Origin of the sequence: Pseudomonas sp. FEMGT703P (assembly GCF_002786345.1) — a bacterium.
Lineage (GTDB): Bacteria > Pseudomonadota > Gammaproteobacteria > Pseudomonadales > Pseudomonadaceae > Aquipseudomonas > Aquipseudomonas peli.
In genome coordinates this window covers 236,799-255,879 of sequence record NZ_PGCM01000006.1, presented here as the reverse complement: position 1 = coordinate 255,879, position 19,081 = coordinate 236,799, and the positions used below count along the sequence as shown (strand labels likewise).

The window sequence follows — 19,081 nt, the reverse complement described above, 5'->3', positions numbered from 1 at the left end:
CCTCTTTAATGCTGCGTTCTGCCGGCCGGTAACGCTTGCACAGGTTGCATGGCGCTGCGCAGATGCTGCTCGAACAGCTCGACAATCGCCGGCCAGCCCTGGCGCGAGGCATGTAGCCGCGCATTCAGGCGCACTCGGCGCAGGCCCTCGTGGTCGGTGAGCAGCCAGCTGGCAGCATCGATAAAGCCTTGTTCGTCCTCGGCCACCGCAAGTGCGCCGTTATGCCCGTGGCGGATATGTTGCGCGGCCGCCGCTTGATCAAACGCCACCACGCCAAGCCCGGAAGCCAGGGCTTCGAGCACCACATTGCCGAAGGTTTCCGAGAGGCTGGGAAACACAAACAGATCGCCCGAGGCGTAATGCGCGGCCAGCTCTTCACCGCGCTGCAGGCCGCAGAACACCGCTTCGGGCAGTTGCTGCTGCAGGCTGGCGCGCTGCGGGCCATCACCGACCAGAATCAGTTTCAGCCGCCGCTGCGGGTGCGCCTGTTGCAGCGCCCGAAAGCTCTTGCTGAGCAGGGCCAGGTTCTTTTCCGCCGCCAGGCGGCCGACATGCAAGATGGCGATGTCCTGTTCCGCCAGGCCCCAGCGCTCGCGCAAGGCCGCGCAGCGTTTGGCCGGGTGAAACAGCTGGCTGTCGACGCCCCGCGAAAGCAGTTCCAGGTTGTCGAAGCCGCGCCGCTGCAGCTCAATCTGCTGGCTAACGCTGGGCACCAGGGTCATCTGCGAGCGGTTGTGGAACCAGCGCAGGTAATTGGTCAGCAGGCGGGTTAACAGGCCAAAGCCGTAATGCCCGGTGTACTGCTGGAAATTGGTGTGAAAACCGCTGACCACCGGGATATGCAGGCGCCGCGCCGCGCGCAGGGCGGACAACCCGAGCGGCCCTTCGGTGGCGATATACAGCACATCCGGGCGCTGCCGCTGCCAGCTGCGCAGCAGCTTGTGCAGCGACGACTGACCCCACTGCAAACCGGGGTAACCGGGCAGCGGCCAGCCACGGGTCAGCAGCAGATCCGGGTCGGCCGCACCGCGCGGGTCGACGTTCTGCCGCGGACGCACCAGTTGCACGCGATGGCCACGGCCACGCAAGCCGTCGACCAGGCGCCCGAGGGTGTTGGCCACGCCATTGATTTCCGGCGGGAAGGTTTCGCTGATCAGCGCGATATGCAGGGAAGCTGTGCTCATGGCAGCAGTGTCCGCTGCCGCTATGTAATGACTGTGACGTTTTGGTTGCGTTTGTATTTCAGTCGAGCAGTTCGATCAGCTGTTGGCGCAGCCAGGCGTGCGCCGGGTCGAGGTGCTGTTGCTGATGCCAGATCAGGCTGACCTGCACCGGCGGCATATCGAAGGGCAGCGGCGCGATTTCCAGCGCATGCACCGGAGCGAAGGCTTTGGCCAGCCGCGCGGGCACGGTGCCGAGCAGATCGGTCTGGGCGACGATGGCCGGGATCGGTAGGTAGTTGGGCAAATGCAACGCCGCCTGCCGCCGCACCCTGGCCGAACCTAGAACGATCTCCAGCGGCGAGCCACGTCCGGCGCGCGGCGTTACCGTGATATGCCGCGCCTGCTGGTAATCCTCCAAGCTCAGCCCGCCGATAAAGGCCGGGTGGCCGGCGCGGCCAATGGCCACCAGCGGTTCTTCACGCAGCGGCGCGTAGTGCAGGTCAGGCGAATCGAAGTGCAGGTAGTCGATGGCCAGGTCCAGCGCACCACTTTCCAGGCGTTGCACCAGGCTGTCGGCATCATCGGCTTGCACCAGCAGCTCGACCTGCGCGGCGCTCCGCGCCAGGTGTGCCTGCAACATGGGCAGCAGTGCGGCTTGCGCGTAGTCATTCAGCGACAGGCTGAAGGCGTGCGGGGTTTGCGGGTCAAACGGCTCGGCCGGGCCCAGGCCGGTCTGCAGCAGGCGCAAAGCCTGACGTACCGGCAGATATAAAGCCTGGGCGCGGGCGGTGGGCGTCAGGCCCCGGGCGGTGCGCAGAAACAGCTCTTCGCCGAGTTGCTGACGCAGGCGGGCGAGGGCGTTGCTCACCGTCGACTGGCTCAGGTGCAGGCGTTCGGCCGCGCGGGTCAGGTTGCCTTCCTGCATCAGTGCATCGAAGACCAGCAGCAGGTTGAGGTCGAGCTGACGCAAATTCGTTATCAAGAATAATGCTCTTTCTGAATATCCATTATCGGAATGATCTGGCCGCGCCTAGACTGCTGTCAATCTGCACAGGAGTTATGCCGTGGCCTATAACAATGACAATGCCCAGGCTTTCCGCACACGTTATCGGGATGCCATCCACCCGCTGTACAACCCCTGGCTGCATGCCGCCTTTGTGCTGGCCTATGGCCTGACCTGCATCAGCCTGCTGTGGCGCACCCTGGACGCGGTGGCGCCCTGGCAATGGCTATTGGTGCCGCTGAGCCTGGTGTTTTTCAGCTGGGGCGAGTACCAGGTGCACAAGCGCCTGGGGCACAACAAGACGCGCTTCGGCCAGCTGTTCTACAAGCGCCACACCGGCGATCACCACAGCTTTTTTGTCGAGGGGCAGATGCGCTACGAGACGCCGCGTGACTGGCGGGTGATCCTCTTTCCTGCCTGGTTGATCGTGCTCTACAGCCTGCCGCTGCTGGGTATCTGGTGGCTGCTGGCGCACCTCGACGGCAACCTGGCGGCGCTGTTCGCCGGCAGCATGCTGCTGGGCTATATGAGTTACGAGGTGGTGCATGCCTGCGAGCATCTGCCGGCCGAGCACCCCGTCGCGCGGTTGCCGTGGATTCGCCAGATGCGCCGCCTGCATGCGTTGCACCATCGCCGTGAGCTGATGCATGCGCGCAACTTCGGCATCGTCCATCCGCTGATGGACTGGCTGTACGGCACCCTGCACTGGGAACCGGAGCCGATTTATCAGCAGAATCGCCAGCAGCATCGCATTCGCCTCACACGCCCGGCGGACGATGTGCTGAGTTATGCAGCCGCGCCGATTCATTGGCCCGAATGGCATCCATCCTCACTGCGCATCTATGGCCGGGAGGGTGCATTGCTCGCCGGTGAGGTATTTGAAGAAGACATTCATGCCGGTGGCCGCGCAGGGCATCTGCGCTGGGATGTGCTCGACTACCAGCCAGGTCGCCGCTGGCAGGCCAGCGCTTGTGGTGATCACGGGCTGGCGTTGCTGCTGACCTACGAGTGCATAGAAGTAGAGGGCGGTTGCGAGTTTGTCCGCACCCTGGAATACGGCTTCGACGGCCTGCTGATGCGTTTGGCTAATCGCCTGCTGCTGAGCCGGCGTATCGAGCGCGAATCCCTGGCCTCGATGCAGGCGCTGCGCGCGGTACTGGAGCGCAGCCAACCTGCAGGGTGATGACTCAGGGGGCGGGCGTCAGTACCTGTTCCTGACGCTCACGCACCCAGAACACCGTGGCGCCGGCCACGGCTGCCGGCATCATCAGGATGTTCAGCCCTGGCACCAGCAAAGCAGCGTAGGTGATACCGCCAAAACCCAGGCTCTGCCAGCGCTTCTCACGCAGCCAGGCGAGCATGTCCTGCCAGCTCATCTTGTTGTTGTCTGCGGGGTAGTCGATGTACTGAATCGCCATCATCCACACGCCAAACAGCAACCACAGCGGCGCGGCGATCAGGTTGACCACCGGAATAAAGCTGAGGATCAGCAGACCAATGGCGCGCGGCAGAAAGTAGCCCAGCTTGCGCATCTCGCGGCTGAGGGTGCGTGGCACCATGGCAGTCAGTTCGGCCAGGCTGAAGGGCGGAAAATCATCCTGCCCGCGCACCACCACTTCGACCTTCTCCGCAAGAAAACCGTTAAACGGCGCGGCAATGATATTGGCCAGCAGGGTGAAGGTGAAAAACACCATCAGCAGTACCAGCACGACAAACAATGGCCACAGCACGTATTCAAGAAAGCTCAGCCAACTCGGCAGGCTGGGCATAAAGGTCTCGACCCAGCCACTGAACTGCTGCATGGAGATCACAATCAGCGCAGTAAACAGGATCAGGTTGATCGTCAGCGGCAGCAGCACAAACAGCCGCAGGCCGGGGCTAAGGACCAGTTTCAGGCCTTCGCTGAGGTATTGCGGGCCGGTCAGCACGGGGGCGTGCATGGGAGGAGTCTCCAGGAAGTTGAAGTCGCGCCGACCTTACCGGCTTTGTGTGGCAGGTGAAAGCCTCTGCAACGGACGCTAACGATTGCCGGTGTGCGCTTATAGCGCTTGCCTATGCACAGTATTGGCAAAGCATATTTCCGCAGTGCGTCGGGCAGGCATAGGCTGCGCAGCATCCCTTTGTGGGGCTTTCGACCTTATTACCTTCCCCTAGGTCCTCGCGAAAGTCCCTTTTTATTGCTGCCGGCAATGCCGGGAGGAGCTGTTGATGTCTGCTGATCGTCATGCCCGCGTGATCATTCTGGGCTCCGGCCCTGCCGGCTACAGTGCGGCGGTTTATGCTGCGCGTGCGAATCTCAAGCCCTTGCTGATCACCGGCCTGCAGGCCGGCGGCCAGTTGACCACCACCACTGAGGTGGATAACTGGCCGGGCGATGTACATGGCCTGACCGGCCCTGCGCTGATGCAGCGCATGCAGGAGCATGCCGAGCGCTTCGAGACGGAAATCGTCTATGACCATATCAATGCCGTGGACCTGGCCGGTAAGCCGTTCACCCTGGTGGGTGATAGCGGCACCTACAGCTGCGATGCGTTGATCATCGCCACTGGTGCCAGCGCCCGTTATCTGGGCTTGCCCAGCGAGGAAAGCTTTATGGGCAAGGGCGTTTCCGCCTGTGCCACCTGCGATGGTTTCTTCTACCGCAACCGTGAGGTCGCGGTGGTCGGTGGCGGCAACACAGCAGTGGAAGAGGCGCTGTACCTGGCCAATATTGCCAGCAAGGTGACCCTGGTACACCGCCGGGAAACCTTCCGCGCCGAGAAGATTCTGCAGGACAAGCTGCAGGCGCGGGTCGCCGAAGGCAAGATCGTGCTCAAGCTGAATGCCGAGGTCGATGAAGTGCTCGGCAACAACATGGGCGTGACGGGTGTGCGGGTGAAGAACAACGATGGCAGCTTTGACGAGCTGAGTGTCGATGGCCTGTTTGTCGCCATTGGCCATACGCCGAACACCTCGCTATTCGAAGGCCAGCTGGCGCTCAAGGACGGTTATCTGGTGGTCAACGGTGGCCGCGAAGGCAATGCCACTGCTACCAGCATTCCTGGCGTGTTTGCTGCCGGCGATGTGGCTGACCACGTTTACCGCCAGGCCATCACCTCGGCCGGTGCCGGTTGCATGGCGGCGCTGGATGTGGAGCGTTATCTCGACGGTCAGTAAGTCTGAGAATGCAAAAAGCCTCGATTTAATCGAGGCTTTTTGTTGTCTGCGGTCTGCCTAGACCCAGGTGTTGAGCTTCAAATCCCGCGAACTCATGCGCAAAAACTGATCGCTGGCTTTGACCAGCAGGGCGTGTTCGTCGACGGTCAGTTCGCTGCTCTTTTTACCCTGCGCTTCACTGCGGTAGAGGGTTCTTCCGCCTTCTTCGCGCAGACGTTGGTAGCGCTGGCTGCGTGCTTCCACTTTGAGGGTCAGCAGGTCAACGTAGGCGACTTGCATCAGTTCACTCTGCCCGGTTTCCAGAGCACAACGCTGCAGGGCAGGGGTGTGGGTGAAGGGCGATTCGGAGAGCATCACCTGCTGGCATTCGCTGAGGTCCGGGCGTGGCTCACCGTTGTGGAACCAGTTGCCACGGATGTCACGCTTGAGGTTAAGGCTGCGTTGACCGTGGTTGTCGACCTTCAGCCACAGGCGGCGAAAGCGCCAGCGCGGGTCGCAGTTAATCACGTAGGTTGCGGCGATGCTGTGGCCTTGCAGGCTTTGCATCAGATGGCTGGTGGCGTTGATGCCGTGTTCATCGATGTTCAGGCGCAGGTTTTCCACGCCGGGGTTGTGCCATGGTTTCCATACCAAGGTCTGCTGCATTTACGCGACTCCAAGCCAGGTAGGGGTAAGAAACCGGGAACGCACGGCCATAACGCAGCACGGAGCACCGTCCCTGGTGTTCTCGTTCAAGTAATGGCGCGCAGCATAGGCGGATTAAAGTCAGATGTCTGTCAGCCTTTGCCGACAGTTGCGCAAGTTTCTGCGCGCGCATTCGCGCGATTGATTACAAGCTGTTGCGTTGCAGCGAGGGCTGTTCGAATCGCACGCCCGCCAGGCCGGTCTCCATCAAGGCGCGGATATTGCCGTGGTCGCTGCCGCTCGGGGTGTTCAATACGCTGCGGTAATGCTCACCAAAGCACAGCAGGGCTTCTTCTACACTCAGGCCTTCAAGCAAGGCCAGGCCCAGGGTCTTGCACGAACCTTCATTTTGCCCGGCGGCGTTGTGCACTGCGCCATTGTCGAAGGCGCTGGGCTGGTACTGGTAGTGCTCCGCGATAAACGCCAGGGTCTCGGCGAAGGTGAAGTGCTCGCTGCGCAGTTTGGCGCGAAAGTCGTTGAGGTGGCTCATTACTTTTTTCCCTTGCTGAAGGCGGCCTGCTGCTCGGCGCTGGCGTCCTTCTGGTATTTAGCTTTCCACTCTGCATACGGCATGCCGTAGACCTCTTCGCGTGCCTCATCCGGTGTGACGGCAACGCCGATGTCATCGGCAGCGGCTTTAAACCATTTGGACAAGCAGTTACGGCAGAAGCCAGCCAGGTTCATCATGTCGATGTTCTGCACGTCAGGGCGTGAGCGCAGGTGGTGCACCAGGCTGCGGAAGGCGGCGGCTTCAAGTTCGAGGCGTTCTTGCTCGGTCATGGCGATGCTCTCTGAAGGCAAGCGGGAGTACGTTGGCGGCGATGATAAAAGCATGCCCGCCCGGCGGCAACGACCCGGCACAGGACGCACCGGGGATCATATAAGGCCGTTTCAGCGTTTTCTCTAGCGATGTCCAGCGAGGGTGATGGACACCGACTCGGCAAAGCGCAGGGCGTGCAGTTTATCCACTTCAACCTCGGCGTAGCGTACGTCCGGGTTGGCCATCACCAGGTCGAGAATTTCCTGGGTCATGCGCTCGAGCAGGGCGAAGCGATGCTCTTCAACATGGCGGATCACCGCCTTGGTGATGGTGCGGTAATTCAGCGCGTGGTCGATGTCGTTGTCGCGTACCGCCTCTACGGCGGGATAGAGAATGGTCAGGTTGATCAACACATCCTGCTTGTTGTTGATCTCCTCTTCCTTGATGCCAATGTAGGTGCGCAGGCGCAGGTCTTTGACGCGGATGCGGGCCATCCCAGGTTCCAGTCGCGGCATTACTTGCTCCGTCCGATCAGTTGCAGGAATTCATGGCGAGTGTTGCAGGATTCGCGGAAGGCTCCAAGCATCACCGAGGAGGTCATTACTGAGTTCTGCTTCTCCACGCCGCGCATCATCATGCACATATGCTTGGCTTCGACGACCACGGCCACGCCGGCGGCATTGGTGACTTGCTGGATCGCGTCGGCGATCTGCTTGGTAAGGTTTTCTTGGATCTGTAAGCGCCGCGCGAACATGTCGACGATGCGCGCGACCTTCGACAGGCCGAGCACCTTGCCGGTAGGAATGTAGGCGACGTGGGCCTTGCCGATAAACGGCAGCATGTGGTGCTCGCACAGCGAATACAGCTCGATGTCGCGAACGATCACCATCTCATCGTTATCGGACTCGAACAGCGCTCCGTTGACCACTTCTTCCAGGCTTTTGTGGTAGCCATTGCACAGGTATTGCATCGCCTTGGCAGCACGTTTTGGCGTGTCCAACAGGCCTTCGCGTTCAGGGTTTTCACCGACGCCAAGAAGAATCTCACGGTAGTGATTGGGCAGTTCTGGGGTCATTGCAGGATCCTCGCGGCCGGGTTCATTTGAGATGACGGCCGCCGTTGACAGTAAGGGTTGTGCCGGTGACATAGGGGTTGTCGAGCAGGTAGCGCAAGCTTTGGTAGATCACCTGTGGCCCGGGTTCGATGCCCAGTGCCGATTTGTTGAGGGTTTTGGCGCGGTACTCGGCATCGTCGTCCGGGTTGAACATGATCAGCGCCGGGGCGATACCGTTCACTTTGATCTGTGGGGCGAAGCGTGCAGCAAATGACAGCGTCAGGCTGTCCAGCCCAGCTTTGCTGGCGCAATAGGCGGGCCGGTTGGCGCTGCCCTTGCGTGCCACGTCATCGCTGATGTGCACGATATCGGCCGGCGAGCTGCGTTCCAGCAAGGGTTGGCAATGCAGGTTGATCAAATAGGGGGCGAGCATGTGCACGCTGAACAATCGCTGAAACGCCGCAGCTTCTTCGCCGGGCGTTTCCACCAGCCAATCGGAGGCGTTGTGCACAATGGCGCGCAGGCTGTCAGTGTGTCCTTTGAGTTGTTCGATAAACGCCAGGATGCCCGCCTCGTCGGCAAAATCAGCCTGTAGGGCCAGGGCACCGCGTTGCCGGAGTCGATCGATGCCGTCGCGTTCACTGCGGTAGGTCACGATCAGCGCGTGGCCGTCATCCAGCAGGCGCTCGGCACAGTACAGGCCAATACGCTGGCTAGCTCCGGTTATCAGGATAGGTGCGGCGCTGGCGCTCATGGTCGACTCGGCAGAAGGAAAAAGGTGGGTTCAGCGACGCTGCGCCGGGTTACCTGACCAGTAAGACGCGGCCTCGACTGAACCAGGAGTAAAGTTATACCAGCAATGTGCTTTGTACAACCATGCGGCCAGTACGGGTACTGCGTCTATACGGCTTAATTTGCCTATTTCATTGAGCTGTATCGGTATTTTTTGTGGATGAGGGCTGAATAAAATTGTTTTAATCGTGTACAAGATTGGATTTCTTGTACAGGTATGCAGCGTATGAAGCCGTGGCAATTGAGTGTTGCAGTGCTGTTTGGGCGCGTGCGTCGTGTGGAAGTGCTCACGCTGCGTTGCTGCGGCTACAAGGTGCAGGTGATCAGTAGGTCAGGTCGCGTGCGCACGCTGGAATATGCCTCGGGCCGCCAGCTATGGCCTGGGTTGGCAATGCTTAAGGCGCGGCTGCGTGGCTGCGGTATCAGGCAAATGCTGTTGCTGCAGCCCGAGAGTCACGACGAAATTATTGGTCGCCCTGTACTGCTTGAGCCAGACCCAGGTCTGCGGATCACGCTGCGCTGATGCGCTAACGCGATTTTTTGCTGACGTCGCATGTTGCATCCTTGCAGCGACGACTCGCATCCGGGTGGGGAAGCCAGTCAAGGTGTGGCCGTAGCCGGCAAAACAATCGATAACCCAGTTCAAACAGTGGCCGCAATGCGGGCCATGTCAACGGCGTGGCCCAGTGCCCAAGGCCCGCTGCGCGCCAGCTCCATAGCGTGGCATCCAGGCCGGTGACCCACTGGCCATCAGCGAAGCGGGCGTGCAGGAGGTTCTGCAGGGTTTCGCGGCTGTATCCGACGGACTCGGGATGAAAGTCGTTGACGCTGATATTAACCAGGCACAGCCGTTGTACATCAGCACGCTGGCGCAACAACTTGATCTCGCGGGCGCACAGCGGGCAGTCGCCATCGTAGTAGAGGGTCAGGGGCCAGCTCGGTTGCATATTCATGGTCTAACTCTTTGTATAAGTCTTGTACAAAGTATGCTGGAAATAGCTGGGTTACAATGCGGCCAACATTTTTTCTGTGATACCTGCGCCTATGTCCGATCACGTTGGTAGTGCGTCCCTCGTTTCGAGTGCTCTCAAGCAGGAAGAGTTATTTCCCATTCGTGAAGTGGCGCGTCTGACTGGTGTCAATCCGGTCACCCTGCGGGCTTGGGAGCGGCGCTATGGGTTGATCCAGCCGACGCGCACCGACAGCGGTCATCGTCTGTATTCACAGGTCGATATCGAGTCGGTGCGCAGCATCCTGGCGTGGATCGAGCGCGGCGTTGCAGTTAGCAAGGTCGGTAAGATTCTGGCCAAAAGCAGTTCGATCAAATCAGCCAGCTCGCCAGTCTATGAAGAAGTCAGTGCCAGCGAATGGGGCGAGTGGCAAGCCCAGCTCCGCCGCGCCATCAGTGCCTTTGATGAAGTGCGCTTGGATCGACTGTACGGCCAGATTTTCTCCAGCTATCCACTGCCCGTGGTGTTTCAGGACATCCTGATGCCGCTGTGGCAGGAGCTGTTGCTGCGCCAGGAGGAATACGGCCAGACCAGCGAATGGCTGTTTTTCGACACCTTCCTGCGTGCACGTACGTTGCAGCGCCTGCAGGTGTTGCGCGCTCAGGTTGAGGAGCGTGTGCTGCTGGCGGCCTTGCCGGGCCACTGCCGCGAGTTGGAGCTGCTGGTGGCTGGGTTGCTTTTGAGTAGCGCCGAAACGGCGGTCAGCGTATTGGGCCTGGGTCAGCCGTTGGAAGAGCTGACGCTGATCTGTGAAAAGATGCAGCCCCAGGCGCTCGTGCTGTTCTCCAACCAGCCGCCCACTGATGATCTGCCTAAAGTGCTCTCGCGCCTTGCGCTGGCGCTGGATTGTCCGCTGGTGATGGCCGGTGACGGTGCTGACCTCGCCGAGGAAAGTCTCAGCGGCTCACCGATTGCCTGCTTGGGTAATGAAGGCCGCCTGATGCAGCGCCGCCTGCAGCAGTTTCTGGCGGGCCACCTCGATACCTGATTTCTCCACTAAGTACCCCTGAATTTGGGCGGCCTCCCGGCGGGTGGTCGCGCTTTGGCGTGCCCAGAAATTACTGTCGGTTTTAATTAGTTGTACAGCTTGTACAGAAAATTGCTTGCTATCTGGGTCTTTAGGCTATACAAAAGCTATACATTGTTTGTTTGTGTATAGCTTGTATCCATTCGTACAGCTTGAGGACTCAGCAACATGACCCAATACCGCGCACCCCTTCGTGACATGCGTTTCGTTTTTGACGAGGTGCTCGACGCTTATGCCACCTTGCAGTCGCTGCCTAGTCAGCGCGAGTTCGGAAACGACCTCGGTGGCGCCATTCTGGAAGAAGCCGCCAAATTGGCGGAGAACGTACTGGCCCCACTCAATGGCCCTGGTGACAAACAGGGCTGTCAGTACGATCCGGAAAGTAAATCGGTTAAAGCACCGGACGGTTTCCGCGCTGCTTACCAACAGTTCGCCGAAGGCGGCTGGACCGCACTGGCCTGTACCCCCGAGTTCGGCGGTCAGGGCTTGCCCCATGTGCTGAACATGATGGTTGAGGAGATGGTTTGCTCGGCCAACTTGTCGCTTGGCATGTACCCAGGCCTGACTCATGGCGCGATCAATGCGCTGACCGCTCACGGCGCCCGTGAATTGCAGGAACGCTACCTGCCAAAACTGATCAGCGGTGAGTGGACAGGCACCATGTGCCTGACCGAGCCACAGTGCGGTACCGACCTGGGCTTGATCCGTACACGTGCTGTACCTCAGGCGGACGGCAGCTATGCCATCAGTGGTACCAAGATCTGGATCACCGGCGGTGAGCACGATCTGGCCGACAACATCCTGCACCTGGTATTGGCTAAGCTGCCCGATGCACCGGACAGCGTAAAAGGCATTTCACTGTTCCTGGTGCCCAAGTTCTTGGAAGACGGCAGCCGCAACCCGGCATTCTGCGGTGGCCTGGAACACAAAATGGGCATCAAGGGTTCAGCTACCTGCGTGATGAACTTCGAAGGGGCTCAGGGCTGGCTGATTGGAGAGCCGAACAAGGGCCTCAAGTGCATGTTCACCATGATGAACTCGGCGCGCTTGATGGTGGGCATGCAGGGGCTTGGTATTGCTGAAAGTGCTTACCAAGTCAGCCTTGGATTCGCCAAAGAGCGCCTGCAAAGCCGTTCGCTGTCGGGCCCGAAAGCCGCTAATAAACCTGCTGATCCAATCATCGTGCATCCGGACGTACGCCGCATGTTGCTGCGCCAGAAGGTGACCATCGAAGGGTGCCGCGCTCTGGCCTACTTCACTGGTCTGCACGAGGATGTGGCTCATGACCATGAAGACCCAGCTGTGCGTGAGCAAGCCGATGATCTGGTGCAGTTGCTGACGCCGGTGGTTAAAGCCTTCCTCACCGACGAAGGCTTCAACAGTGCTAACGAAGGGCTGCAGGTACTGGGCGGCTCCGGGTTTACCGAGGACTGGGGCATCGAGCAGCTGGTGCGTGATTCACGTATCACACGAATTTATGAAGGCACCAACGGCATTCAGGCGCTTGACCTCGTGGGTCGCAAGCTAGCGCTGGGTGGGGGACGTGCTGTGCGCAATTACTTCGCCCTTATCGAGGGTTGGCTCAAGGCGCATGCCGAGGCTGATCACGTAATGGCCGTGGGTGGTGCGCTCAAGCAACTGCAGCAAGCCACGATGTGGATTGCCACCGAAGGCATGAAAGATCCTGAGCAAGCGGGTGCTGCAGCGACACCTTACTTACGTCTGTTCGCCCTCACCAGCCTGGCCTGGATGTGGGCACGTATGGCCGCGGTGGCCAAATCCAAGCTTGCCGAAGGCAGCACAGAAATAGCCTTTTATGGCGCCAAGCTGAAGTCTGCAGACTTCTTTATGGCGCGCATCCTGACGGAAACCGACAGCCTGCTGGCCGAGGTTAAAGCTGGTAAAGCCACCTTGATGGCCTTCAGCGATGAGGAATTTGCTGCCTAAAACGACTGCGCAATCCGATAGCCACAAGTTCCGCCCATTTTCGGCTATCGGATTTTTTTATCCCTGCTGCAGGCTTTTAGCCTGCACTTTAGGCCCGCCTGATTGCGGGTCTTTTTTTGTCTGTTAGTTGCGGGCGTTGTTCAGCCGTGGCGTGCCTGTGGTTGTTGTTCGCGTAGCAGGTGTTGCTGGTAAATGTAGTGGCGCAGCTGCTCATCGCCTTGCGGGTCGAGGGTAAGCAGCTGATAGGCCAGCAGACCGTCTGCGGTTTCGCGGACAAAGATCCCCGATACGGCAATCGGTGCGTGTTCATCCACGGGCAACACCAGGTGAAAGCACTTGGGTGCCTTGCGCTGTGCGCGGTGTTCGATCAGCGCACCGTTCGCAGACAACTGATGAATCCACAGGTCACTCGGCTGTGTGTTGGGCTTATACAGCGGTAACGGCTCGGGCAGGAGTGAGCGCCATGCACGGTTGATCTCGCCTTCATCGATGATCTGCGGCGCGCCGAGCTGCAGGCAGGGTGCGTTGCGTTCATCCTGGCTAAGGTGCAGGTTGAAGGTGAGGTGCTGGTTAGCGATGTGCGCATGCAGGCTCAGCTGTTCATTGGCCGCACACTGCGACAGCAGTTCGCTGAGCTGTTTGCCCAGGTCAACCGGCACGCCCGTTTGTCTGGGCGGCACGCTGTTCGTGGGCTGATGCAGCTGGCGGATAAAGGCCAGTTCGGCCTGAGTCAGAAGTGCTTGTTCTTGCATGGGAGCGGTCTATATCAAGCTCTGGAGCTGTTGTGACCGCTGATCTGGGGATTAGTTAGTGCCGGTCGTCGCCTGCAAACGTGCCAGCTCGGCTTTGAGGACGGCCATCTCGGCTTCCAGCTCTTTGACCCGTTCCTGGGCTAGCACTTGTTCGGTGACGTTTTTCTGGATGCCTATGTAGTAGGTCAGCTGGTCGGCGTCATTAACCACCGGGGTGATTGATAGCTCGTTCCAGAACGGGCTGCCGTCCTTGCGGTAATTGCGGATGATCTGTCGGCACGGAAGGTGGGCTTTGACCGCCTCGCGGATGGCATCCAGGCCTGCTTGATCACGGTCGCCAGCCTGCAGAAAACGACAATCCTGATAAAGGATGTCTTCGCTGGCGTAACCCGTGAGTTTTTCAAAGGCGGGGTTGGCATAGATCAGGATGTTGTCGTCACCTTCCTGTTCGGCCACCACGATGCCGTCGTTGGAGGCGTTGATCACCAGTTGCAGCAGTTTGGCGTTGATCATGAGGCGATTTCCCAGTCTATGTCGGCTGCATTCTAAAACATCCGGGCGGTCTGTCTACTTGCGGCATAATGCCGTGCTTATCGATTTGGTTCTGACTGTTTCGGAGTTCTGCATGAAAATCGCCATCCTTTCCGGCTCGGTGTACGGCACCGCTGAGGAAGTTGCTCGCCACGCTGAGCGTCTGCTCAAGGCCGCCGGCCATGAGGCCTGGCACAACCCGCGCGCCAGTCTGGCGGACATTCAGGCGTTTGCTCCTGAAGCTTTTCTGGCGGTGACGTCGACCACCGGCATGGGTGAATTGCCGGATAACCTGCAGCCCCTGTACTACGCCATTCGTGATCATCTGCCGGCCTGGAGTGGCCTGCCGGGCGGGGTAATTGCCCTGGGCGACTCCAGCTATGGCGACACCTTCTGCGGTGGTGGCGAGCTGGTGCGCGAGCTGTATGCCGAGCTGGGCATCCGTGAAGTGCAGCCGATGCTGCGCCTGGACAGCAGCGAAAGCGTGACTCCAGAAACCGACGCCGAGCCCTGGCTGGCAGACTTTATTGTGGCGCTGCACGGCTGATGCACCCGCGCGCGCAAGAGCTGATCACGGCGCTGCAACTCCAGGCGCATCCGGAAGGTGGCTATTACCGTCGCCTGTATGAGTCGTCTGCACAGCTTGACGGTGGCCGTCTGTGCGGCACGGCGATCATCTTTCTGCTTCCCGCCGGCGCGGTCAGCCGTTGGCATCGGGTGGATGCCGACGAGCTCTGGCACTTTTATGAAGGCGCGCCGCTGGAGCTGCTGGTCGCCGAGCAGTCCGATGCCGTGCGCTGTGCGCGCTTGGGCCCGGTGGCCATCGGTCAGCTGCCGCAGCGCTTAGTGCCAGCACATGCCTGGCAGGCGGCGCGCAGCACCGGGGCGTTTACCCTGGTGGGTTGTACGGTGACGCCGGGTTTCGACTTCGCCGGCTTCCAGTTGCTCAGCGATGACCCTCAGGCCCACTGCGACTGGCCCATGCTGGCGCAGCTGCATCCCGAGCTGGTTTGACCTGCAAGGCCACCATGCTGGCCGCTAGAGCGACTCACCTTTGCGGCATCCCTCGCTAGACTCCTTGGCACTTCAATAACAAAAGCCGAGGAATTCATCATGACCGTTGCCCACGCACTGCCTGTTGTCAGCCTCAAGGATCAGGTGTCTGCTGCCGAATGGCAGACCCGCGTAGACCTGGCCGCTTGTTACCGGCTTATTGCCCTGTATGGCTGGGATGACCTGATCTTCACCCACATCTCGGCGAAGATCCCCGGCAGCGAAGACTTCCTGATCAACCCCTATGGTCTGATGTTCCATGAGATCACCGCCTCCAGCCTGGTGAAGATCGACCTCGCCGGCAACAAGCTGATGGACAGCCCGTTCGACATCAACCCCGCCGGCTACACCATTCACAGCGCCGTGCACGAGGTGCGCCACGATGTTGGTTGCGTGCTGCATATCCACACTCCGCAGGGGATTGCTGTATCGGCGCAGAAGCAGGGTTTGCTGCCACTGTCGCAGCAGTCGCTGTTCGTTCTCGCCAGCCTGGCCTATCACGGCTATGAAGGCGTGGCGCTGAACCATGACGAGAAGTCGCGCTTGCAGGCGGATTTGGGCGACAAGAACTTTATGATCCTGCCCAACCATGGCTTGCTTACCGCTTTCGGCAGCATCGCCGATGCCTTCCTCGGCATGTTTACCCTGCAGCGCGCCTGCGAGATTCAGGTGATGGCGCAGAGTGGCGGGGCGGAGCTGATCCATATCCCGCAACAGGTCCTCGACGGTGCCCGGGCGATGATTGCCGGCGTGATGAAAAGTCCGCAGGGCATGGGCGGCGCACTGCCGTGGCCGGCGCTGCTGCGCAAGCTCGATCAACAGATGCCAGGTTACGCAGCATGACGGCGCTGCCAGGGATTGCCCTGGCGGATTGGCGCAGTGCGGGGCAGACCTTTAGCTTTAACGGCCATGGCATCCGCTACTGGACGGCCGGTCAGGGCGAGCCGCTGTTGCTGATTCACGGCTTTCCGACCGCCAGCTGGGACTGGCATTACCTGTGGGCTGCGCTGGCTGAGCGCTACCAGGTGATTGCCTGCGACATGCTTGGCTTTGGCGACTCGGCCAAACCCCGTGGACATGCCTACAGCCTGCTGGAACAGGCTGATCTGCAGCAGGCGCTGCTGGCGCATCTGGGGATTGGTCAGTCAGTGCATGTGCTGGCCCACGACTACGGCGACAGCGTGGCGCAAGAGCTGCTGGCACGGCATCAGAACGGGCGCGTACAACTCGCCAGTTGTGTCTTTCTCAATGGCGGGTTGTTTCCGGAAACCCATCATCCGGTACTGGTGCAAAAGCTGCTGCTTAGCCCCATTGGCCCGCTGATTGGCCGGTTATTCAGCCGCCAGAAGCTGGCGCAGAGTTTTGCCAAAGTGTTCGGCCCACAGACCCAGCCCAGTGAGCGTGAACTGGATGACTTCTGGAGCCTGATCGCCGCCCATAACGGCCCGGCGGTGATGCACCGCTTGATCCGTTATATGCCCGAGCGCCGCATCAACCGCGACCGCTGGGTGGCGGCGATGCAGGCCACGGCGGTGCCGATGCGGGTGATCGATGGCGCAGTTGACCCGATTTCCGGGGCGCATATGGTGGCGCGTTACCGCGAGCTGATCCCCCAGCCGGACACTGTGCTGCTGGACGGCATTGGTCATTATCCGCAGACCGAGGCCCCAGCTCAGGTGCTGGCGCATTACCTGCAATTTCGTGAAGGGCTGGAGGCCACATAATGCAACGACGTACTGTCCTGAAAGGTGCCGCCCTCGGCGGTGTGGCGGTTCTGGGGGCTGGGTTCTGGGCATTGCCCAGCGGCGAGGCGCCAGCCGCAGTCAGCCTGGATGCGGCCCAGCAGCTTTTGGCCGGTTTAGTCGATCAGCCATTGCGCAGCCTCAAGGGTTGGAGCCCGGCCGAAGTGTTCAACCATTGTGCGCAGAGCATCGAGTATTCCATCAGCGGTTATCCCGAACTCAAGCCGGGTTGGTTCCGTAGCAGCGTTGGCCCGCTGGCCTTTAGCGTATTTGCCGCGCGTGGGGCGATGCGTCATCCGCTGAATGAGGCCATTCCCGGCGCGGCCCCGCTGAATGCGCCAGCCACGCAAGCCCACGCGCTACAGCGTTTGCAGCAAGCCTTTGCCGATTTCGCTGCGTATCAGGGCGAGCTGCAGCCGCACTTTGCCTATGGCGTTCTTAGCCATGCCGATTACGCCCAGGCCCATGTGCTGCATCTTTACAACCACTTGAGCCTGATCCGCCCGGCCTGACTATCCCGCTGCTTTATTGCGCACCATTCAGCGCTGCGCGTAGCTATTGTGACCAGAGCGCGACTGCTGGACACTCGGCGCATTGTTAATCTGCCGAGGAATGCTGCATGAGCGACGCCATCCGTTTTCAAGATCAGGTTGTAATCGTCACCGGTGCCGGCGGCGGCCTGGGCCGCGCCCATGCGCTGTTGTTCGCCAAACACGGTGCCAAGGTAGTGGTGAATGACTTGGGCGGCAGCACCCACGGTGAAGGCGCCAATGCCTCGGCGGCCGATAAGGTGGTTGAGGAAATCCGCGCAGCGGGCGGTACCGCTGTGGCCAACCACGACTCAGTGACTGACGGTGAGAAGATCGTGCAGTGCGCCCTGGACACCTTTGGCCGCATCGATGTGGTGGTGAACAACGCTGGCATTCTGCGCGACAAGACTTTCCACAAGATGGAAGACGCCGACTGGGACCTGGTTTACAAAGTCCACGTCGAAGGGGCCTACAAGGTCACCCGTGCCGCCTGGCCGCACATGCGTGAGCAGGGTTATGGTCGGGTGATTTTCACCGCATCCACGTCGGGCATTTACGGCAACTTCGGCCAGTCCAACTACGGCATGGCCAAGCTCGGCCTGTACGGCCTGACCCGCACCCTGGCCCTCGAAGGGCGCAAGAACAACATCCTGGTTAACGCCATTGCCCCTACCGGCGGCACGCGCATGACCGAAGGGTTGATCCCGCCGCAGGTGTTCGAGCAGCTCAAGCCTGAGCTGGTCAGCCCGCTGGTGGTGTACCTGGCGAGCAACGCCTGCGAAGAAACCTCCGGCCTGTTCGAAGTCGGCGGTGGCTGGATGGGCAAAGTGCGTTGGGAGCGCAGCCTGGGTGCTGGCTTCGATCCGCGTGAAGGCTACAGCCCGGAAGATGTGGCGGCCAACTTCGCGCAGATTTGCGACTTCGAGGGCGCGGCCCATCCGAAGGACAATATCGAAGCGATGAAAGAGATGATGGCCAACCTGCAGAAGTTCGCCCTCTGATTGCGCCACTCTGGCGGGGAGATCGGTCAGCAGGCTGATTTCCACCGCGCAGGGCTTTAAGGTGAAGGCCGGCTAAATGCCGGCCTTCGGCTTTTTAGGGAGCAGGTTATGCGCGTCATTATCGAAAAAAACGGCCCGGTCACTACCCTGATCATCAACCGCGCTGAGGTGCGCAATGCAGTCGACCGGCCGACGGCTGAGGCACTGGCCGCGGCATTGCGGGCTTTTGAAACGGATGAACAGGCGCGGGTGGCGGTGTTGACTGGCGCGGGTGGGACTTTCTGCGCGGGCGCTGATCTGGGTGCGGTGGCCGCAGGCGCTGAGCGCGCCAATCGCCTGGAAACCGAGGGTGATGGGCCGATGGGGCCGAGCCGCATGCAGCTGAGCAAACCGCTGATTGCCGCCATCGAAGGCCATGCGGTGGCCGGTGGCCTGGAGCTGGCGCTGCTCGCCGACCTACGGGTGATGGCCGATAACGCCGTACTTGGGGTGTTCTGCCGGCGCTTTGGCGTGCCGCTGATTGACGGTGGCACCGTGCGGTTACCACGGATTATCGGCCAGGGCCGCGCGCTGGATATGATTCTCACCGGTCGCCCGGTATTGGCTGAGGAAGCGCTGAGCATGGGCTTGGTCAATCGGGTGGTCGCAGCCGGTAGCGCGCTGGCTGTAGCGCAGCAACTGGCACTGGAGATTGCCGGCTTCCCACAACGCTGCATGCTCGCTGACCGCGCCAGCGCTTATGCGCAGTGGGATCTTCCTTTTGTGCAGGCGCTGGGCAACGAGTTTGCCGGCGGCATGGCGGTGATTGCCAGTGGCGAAACCCAGGCCGGCGCACAGCGCTTCAAGGATGGTACGGGGCGACACGGTACATTCTGA

The 19,081-nt window shown here is 60.5% G+C and carries 24 protein-coding genes; 12 read left to right on the top strand and 12 right to left on the bottom strand.

The window, feature by feature from the left end; translation table 11 throughout:
* Nucleotides 1-5: 5 nt before the first annotated feature.
* Both CUR33_RS11320 and bsrA read right to left on the bottom strand, forming a co-directional pair.
* Complete coding sequence (locus tag CUR33_RS11320; protein WP_289239689.1) at nucleotides 6-1,184, bottom strand: glycosyltransferase family 4 protein; 1,179 nt, start codon at nucleotides 1,182-1,184, stop codon at nucleotides 6-8.
* 58 nt (nucleotides 1,185-1,242) lie between these two features.
* Nucleotides 1,243-2,145 (bottom strand): LysR family transcriptional regulator BsrA, encoded by a 903-nt coding sequence (bsrA, locus tag CUR33_RS11315; protein ID WP_289239688.1) that lies wholly within the window; start codon nucleotides 2,143-2,145, stop codon nucleotides 1,243-1,245.
* Between the two features lie 82 nt (nucleotides 2,146-2,227).
* Here bsrA and CUR33_RS11310 point away from each other — a divergent pair, with 82 nt between their 5' ends.
* The gene (locus tag CUR33_RS11310) at nucleotides 2,228-3,349 is read left to right on the top strand and encodes an SRPBCC family protein (protein WP_289239687.1); all 1,122 of its coding nucleotides are present in this window, start codon (nucleotides 2,228-2,230) and stop codon (nucleotides 3,347-3,349) included.
* 4 nt (nucleotides 3,350-3,353) lie between these two features.
* Here the strand turns inward: CUR33_RS11310 and cysZ are convergent, their stop codons facing one another.
* Nucleotides 3,354-4,106: a sulfate transporter CysZ gene (gene cysZ / locus CUR33_RS11305; protein WP_289239686.1), complete on the bottom strand. Its 753-nt coding sequence runs from the start codon at nucleotides 4,104-4,106 to the stop codon at nucleotides 3,354-3,356.
* A 268-nt stretch (nucleotides 4,107-4,374) separates the two neighbouring features.
* On the opposite strand from cysZ, the gene trxB reads away from it, so the two are divergent.
* Nucleotides 4,375-5,322 (top strand): thioredoxin-disulfide reductase, encoded by a 948-nt coding sequence (gene trxB, locus CUR33_RS11300; protein ID WP_282876487.1) that lies wholly within the window; start codon nucleotides 4,375-4,377, stop codon nucleotides 5,320-5,322.
* Nucleotides 5,323-5,379: 57 nt separating this feature from the next.
* Here the strand turns inward: trxB and CUR33_RS11295 are convergent, their stop codons facing one another.
* From CUR33_RS11295 to folM, 6 genes are all read right to left on the bottom strand, one after another.
* The gene (locus CUR33_RS11295) at nucleotides 5,380-5,967 is read right to left on the bottom strand and encodes a putative glycolipid-binding domain-containing protein (protein ID WP_160088191.1); all 588 of its coding nucleotides are present in this window, start codon (nucleotides 5,965-5,967) and stop codon (nucleotides 5,380-5,382) included.
* A 184-nt stretch (nucleotides 5,968-6,151) separates the two neighbouring features.
* The gene (locus CUR33_RS11290) at nucleotides 6,152-6,496 is read right to left on the bottom strand and encodes a HopJ type III effector protein (protein ID WP_170048142.1); all 345 of its coding nucleotides are present in this window, start codon (nucleotides 6,494-6,496) and stop codon (nucleotides 6,152-6,154) included.
* Nucleotides 6,496-6,786 (bottom strand): DUF1244 domain-containing protein, encoded by a 291-nt coding sequence (locus CUR33_RS11285; protein ID WP_090251667.1) that lies wholly within the window; start codon nucleotides 6,784-6,786, stop codon nucleotides 6,496-6,498. The genes CUR33_RS11290 and CUR33_RS11285 overlap by 1 nt, the downstream gene beginning before the upstream one ends.
* Nucleotides 6,787-6,909: 123 nt before the next feature.
* On the bottom strand, nucleotides 6,910-7,281 hold the full coding sequence (gene folX / locus CUR33_RS11280) for a dihydroneopterin triphosphate 2'-epimerase (RefSeq protein ID WP_090251669.1): 372 nt from the start codon (nucleotides 7,279-7,281) through the stop codon (nucleotides 6,910-6,912).
* Entirely contained in the window at nucleotides 7,281-7,841 is a 561-nt protein-coding gene (folE, locus tag CUR33_RS11275) for a GTP cyclohydrolase I FolE (protein WP_090251672.1), read from the bottom strand. Before folE ends, folX begins: the two co-directional genes overlap by 1 nt.
* Before the next feature lie 22 nt (nucleotides 7,842-7,863).
* On the bottom strand, nucleotides 7,864-8,574 hold the full coding sequence (gene folM / locus CUR33_RS11270) for a dihydromonapterin reductase (RefSeq protein WP_289239685.1): 711 nt from the start codon (nucleotides 8,572-8,574) through the stop codon (nucleotides 7,864-7,866).
* Nucleotides 8,575-8,838: 264 nt separating this feature from the next.
* Between folM and CUR33_RS11265 the strand changes: the two genes are divergently transcribed.
* The gene (locus tag CUR33_RS11265; RefSeq protein WP_289239684.1) at nucleotides 8,839-9,135 is read left to right on the top strand and encodes a hypothetical protein; all 297 of its coding nucleotides are present in this window, start codon (nucleotides 8,839-8,841) and stop codon (nucleotides 9,133-9,135) included.
* Nucleotides 9,136-9,139: 4 nt separating this feature from the next.
* On the opposite strand, the gene CUR33_RS11260 is transcribed toward CUR33_RS11265, so the two are convergent.
* Complete coding sequence (locus tag CUR33_RS11260; protein ID WP_289239683.1) at nucleotides 9,140-9,565, bottom strand: thiol-disulfide oxidoreductase DCC family protein; 426 nt, start codon at nucleotides 9,563-9,565, stop codon at nucleotides 9,140-9,142.
* A 91-nt stretch (nucleotides 9,566-9,656) separates the two neighbouring features.
* On the opposite strand from CUR33_RS11260, the gene CUR33_RS11255 reads away from it, so the two are divergent.
* The gene (locus tag CUR33_RS11255) at nucleotides 9,657-10,610 is read left to right on the top strand and encodes a MerR family transcriptional regulator (protein ID WP_160088183.1); all 954 of its coding nucleotides are present in this window, start codon (nucleotides 9,657-9,659) and stop codon (nucleotides 10,608-10,610) included.
* A 207-nt stretch (nucleotides 10,611-10,817) separates the two neighbouring features.
* A complete protein-coding gene (locus tag CUR33_RS11250) occupies nucleotides 10,818-12,596 on the top strand; it encodes an acyl-CoA dehydrogenase C-terminal domain-containing protein (protein WP_289239682.1) in 1,779 nt (592 codons plus the stop codon).
* A 140-nt stretch (nucleotides 12,597-12,736) separates the two neighbouring features.
* On the opposite strand, the gene CUR33_RS11245 is transcribed toward CUR33_RS11250, so the two are convergent.
* Together CUR33_RS11245 and CUR33_RS11240 are read right to left on the bottom strand one after the other, a co-directional pair.
* Complete coding sequence (locus tag CUR33_RS11245; protein ID WP_289239681.1) at nucleotides 12,737-13,348, bottom strand: hypothetical protein; 612 nt, start codon at nucleotides 13,346-13,348, stop codon at nucleotides 12,737-12,739.
* 51 nt (nucleotides 13,349-13,399) lie between these two features.
* Nucleotides 13,400-13,861, bottom strand: coding sequence for a PAS domain-containing protein (locus tag CUR33_RS11240; protein ID WP_289239680.1), 462 nt, complete (start codon nucleotides 13,859-13,861; stop codon nucleotides 13,400-13,402).
* 112 nt (nucleotides 13,862-13,973) lie between these two features.
* Here CUR33_RS11240 and CUR33_RS11235 point away from each other — a divergent pair, with 112 nt between their 5' ends.
* From CUR33_RS11235 to CUR33_RS11205, 7 genes are all read left to right on the top strand, one after another.
* A complete protein-coding gene (locus tag CUR33_RS11235) occupies nucleotides 13,974-14,426 on the top strand; it encodes a flavodoxin (protein ID WP_289239679.1) in 453 nt (150 codons plus the stop codon).
* The gene (locus tag CUR33_RS11230; protein WP_289239678.1) at nucleotides 14,426-14,893 is read left to right on the top strand and encodes a cupin domain-containing protein; all 468 of its coding nucleotides are present in this window, start codon (nucleotides 14,426-14,428) and stop codon (nucleotides 14,891-14,893) included. Before CUR33_RS11235 ends, CUR33_RS11230 begins: the two co-directional genes overlap by 1 nt.
* A 99-nt stretch (nucleotides 14,894-14,992) precedes the next feature.
* Nucleotides 14,993-15,775, top strand: coding sequence for a class II aldolase/adducin family protein (locus tag CUR33_RS11225; protein ID WP_108489704.1), 783 nt, complete (start codon nucleotides 14,993-14,995; stop codon nucleotides 15,773-15,775).
* Nucleotides 15,772-16,656, top strand: a complete 885-nt coding sequence (locus CUR33_RS11220) for an alpha/beta fold hydrolase (protein ID WP_289239677.1) — start codon at nucleotides 15,772-15,774, stop codon at nucleotides 16,654-16,656. The genes CUR33_RS11225 and CUR33_RS11220 overlap by 4 nt, the downstream gene beginning before the upstream one ends.
* Nucleotides 16,656-17,186, top strand: coding sequence for a DUF1569 domain-containing protein (locus CUR33_RS11215; RefSeq protein ID WP_289239676.1), 531 nt, complete (start codon nucleotides 16,656-16,658; stop codon nucleotides 17,184-17,186). The genes CUR33_RS11220 and CUR33_RS11215 overlap by 1 nt, the downstream gene beginning before the upstream one ends.
* Before the next feature lie 107 nt (nucleotides 17,187-17,293).
* On the top strand, nucleotides 17,294-18,205 hold the full coding sequence (locus tag CUR33_RS11210; RefSeq protein WP_090251709.1) for an SDR family oxidoreductase: 912 nt from the start codon (nucleotides 17,294-17,296) through the stop codon (nucleotides 18,203-18,205).
* A 108-nt stretch (nucleotides 18,206-18,313) separates the two neighbouring features.
* Nucleotides 18,314-19,081 (top strand): crotonase/enoyl-CoA hydratase family protein, encoded by a 768-nt coding sequence (locus CUR33_RS11205; RefSeq protein ID WP_289239675.1) that lies wholly within the window; start codon nucleotides 18,314-18,316, stop codon nucleotides 19,079-19,081.

What these genes read in the sequence shown, in the direction of transcription:
- CUR33_RS11320 (WP_289239689.1), bottom strand. Translation starts at nt 1,184, where the DNA reads ATGAGCACAGCTTCCCTGCATATCGCGCTGATCAGCGAAACCTTCCCG.
- cysZ (WP_289239686.1), bottom strand. Translation starts at nt 4,106, where the DNA reads ATGCACGCCCCCGTGCTGACCGGCCCGCAATACCTCAGCGAAGGCCTG.
- trxB (WP_282876487.1), top strand. Translation starts at nt 4,375, where the DNA reads ATGTCTGCTGATCGTCATGCCCGCGTGATCATTCTGGGCTCCGGCCCT.
- CUR33_RS11295 (WP_160088191.1), bottom strand. Translation starts at nt 5,967, where the DNA reads ATGCAGCAGACCTTGGTATGGAAACCATGGCACAACCCCGGCGTGGAA.
- CUR33_RS11290 (WP_170048142.1), bottom strand. Translation starts at nt 6,496, where the DNA reads ATGAGCCACCTCAACGACTTTCGCGCCAAACTGCGCAGCGAGCACTTC.
- CUR33_RS11285 (WP_090251667.1), bottom strand. Translation starts at nt 6,786, where the DNA reads ATGACCGAGCAAGAACGCCTCGAACTTGAAGCCGCCGCCTTCCGCAGC.
- folX (WP_090251669.1), bottom strand. Translation starts at nt 7,281, where the DNA reads ATGCCGCGACTGGAACCTGGGATGGCCCGCATCCGCGTCAAAGACCTG.
- folE (WP_090251672.1), bottom strand. Translation starts at nt 7,841, where the DNA reads ATGACCCCAGAACTGCCCAATCACTACCGTGAGATTCTTCTTGGCGTC.
- folM (WP_289239685.1), bottom strand. Translation starts at nt 8,574, where the DNA reads ATGAGCGCCAGCGCCGCACCTATCCTGATAACCGGAGCTAGCCAGCGT.
- CUR33_RS11265 (WP_289239684.1), top strand. Translation starts at nt 8,839, where the DNA reads ATGAAGCCGTGGCAATTGAGTGTTGCAGTGCTGTTTGGGCGCGTGCGT.
- CUR33_RS11260 (WP_289239683.1), bottom strand. Translation starts at nt 9,565, where the DNA reads ATGAATATGCAACCGAGCTGGCCCCTGACCCTCTACTACGATGGCGAC.
- CUR33_RS11255 (WP_160088183.1), top strand. Translation starts at nt 9,657, where the DNA reads ATGTCCGATCACGTTGGTAGTGCGTCCCTCGTTTCGAGTGCTCTCAAG.
- CUR33_RS11250 (WP_289239682.1), top strand. Translation starts at nt 10,818, where the DNA reads ATGACCCAATACCGCGCACCCCTTCGTGACATGCGTTTCGTTTTTGAC.
- CUR33_RS11245 (WP_289239681.1), bottom strand. Translation starts at nt 13,348, where the DNA reads ATGCAAGAACAAGCACTTCTGACTCAGGCCGAACTGGCCTTTATCCGC.
- CUR33_RS11240 (WP_289239680.1), bottom strand. Translation starts at nt 13,861, where the DNA reads ATGATCAACGCCAAACTGCTGCAACTGGTGATCAACGCCTCCAACGAC.
- CUR33_RS11235 (WP_289239679.1), top strand. Translation starts at nt 13,974, where the DNA reads ATGAAAATCGCCATCCTTTCCGGCTCGGTGTACGGCACCGCTGAGGAA.
- CUR33_RS11230 (WP_289239678.1), top strand. Translation starts at nt 14,426, where the DNA reads ATGCACCCGCGCGCGCAAGAGCTGATCACGGCGCTGCAACTCCAGGCG.
- CUR33_RS11225 (WP_108489704.1), top strand. Translation starts at nt 14,993, where the DNA reads ATGACCGTTGCCCACGCACTGCCTGTTGTCAGCCTCAAGGATCAGGTG.
- CUR33_RS11220 (WP_289239677.1), top strand. Translation starts at nt 15,772, where the DNA reads ATGACGGCGCTGCCAGGGATTGCCCTGGCGGATTGGCGCAGTGCGGGG.
- CUR33_RS11215 (WP_289239676.1), top strand. Translation starts at nt 16,656, where the DNA reads ATGCAACGACGTACTGTCCTGAAAGGTGCCGCCCTCGGCGGTGTGGCG.
- CUR33_RS11210 (WP_090251709.1), top strand. Translation starts at nt 17,294, where the DNA reads ATGAGCGACGCCATCCGTTTTCAAGATCAGGTTGTAATCGTCACCGGT.
- CUR33_RS11205 (WP_289239675.1), top strand. Translation starts at nt 18,314, where the DNA reads ATGCGCGTCATTATCGAAAAAAACGGCCCGGTCACTACCCTGATCATC.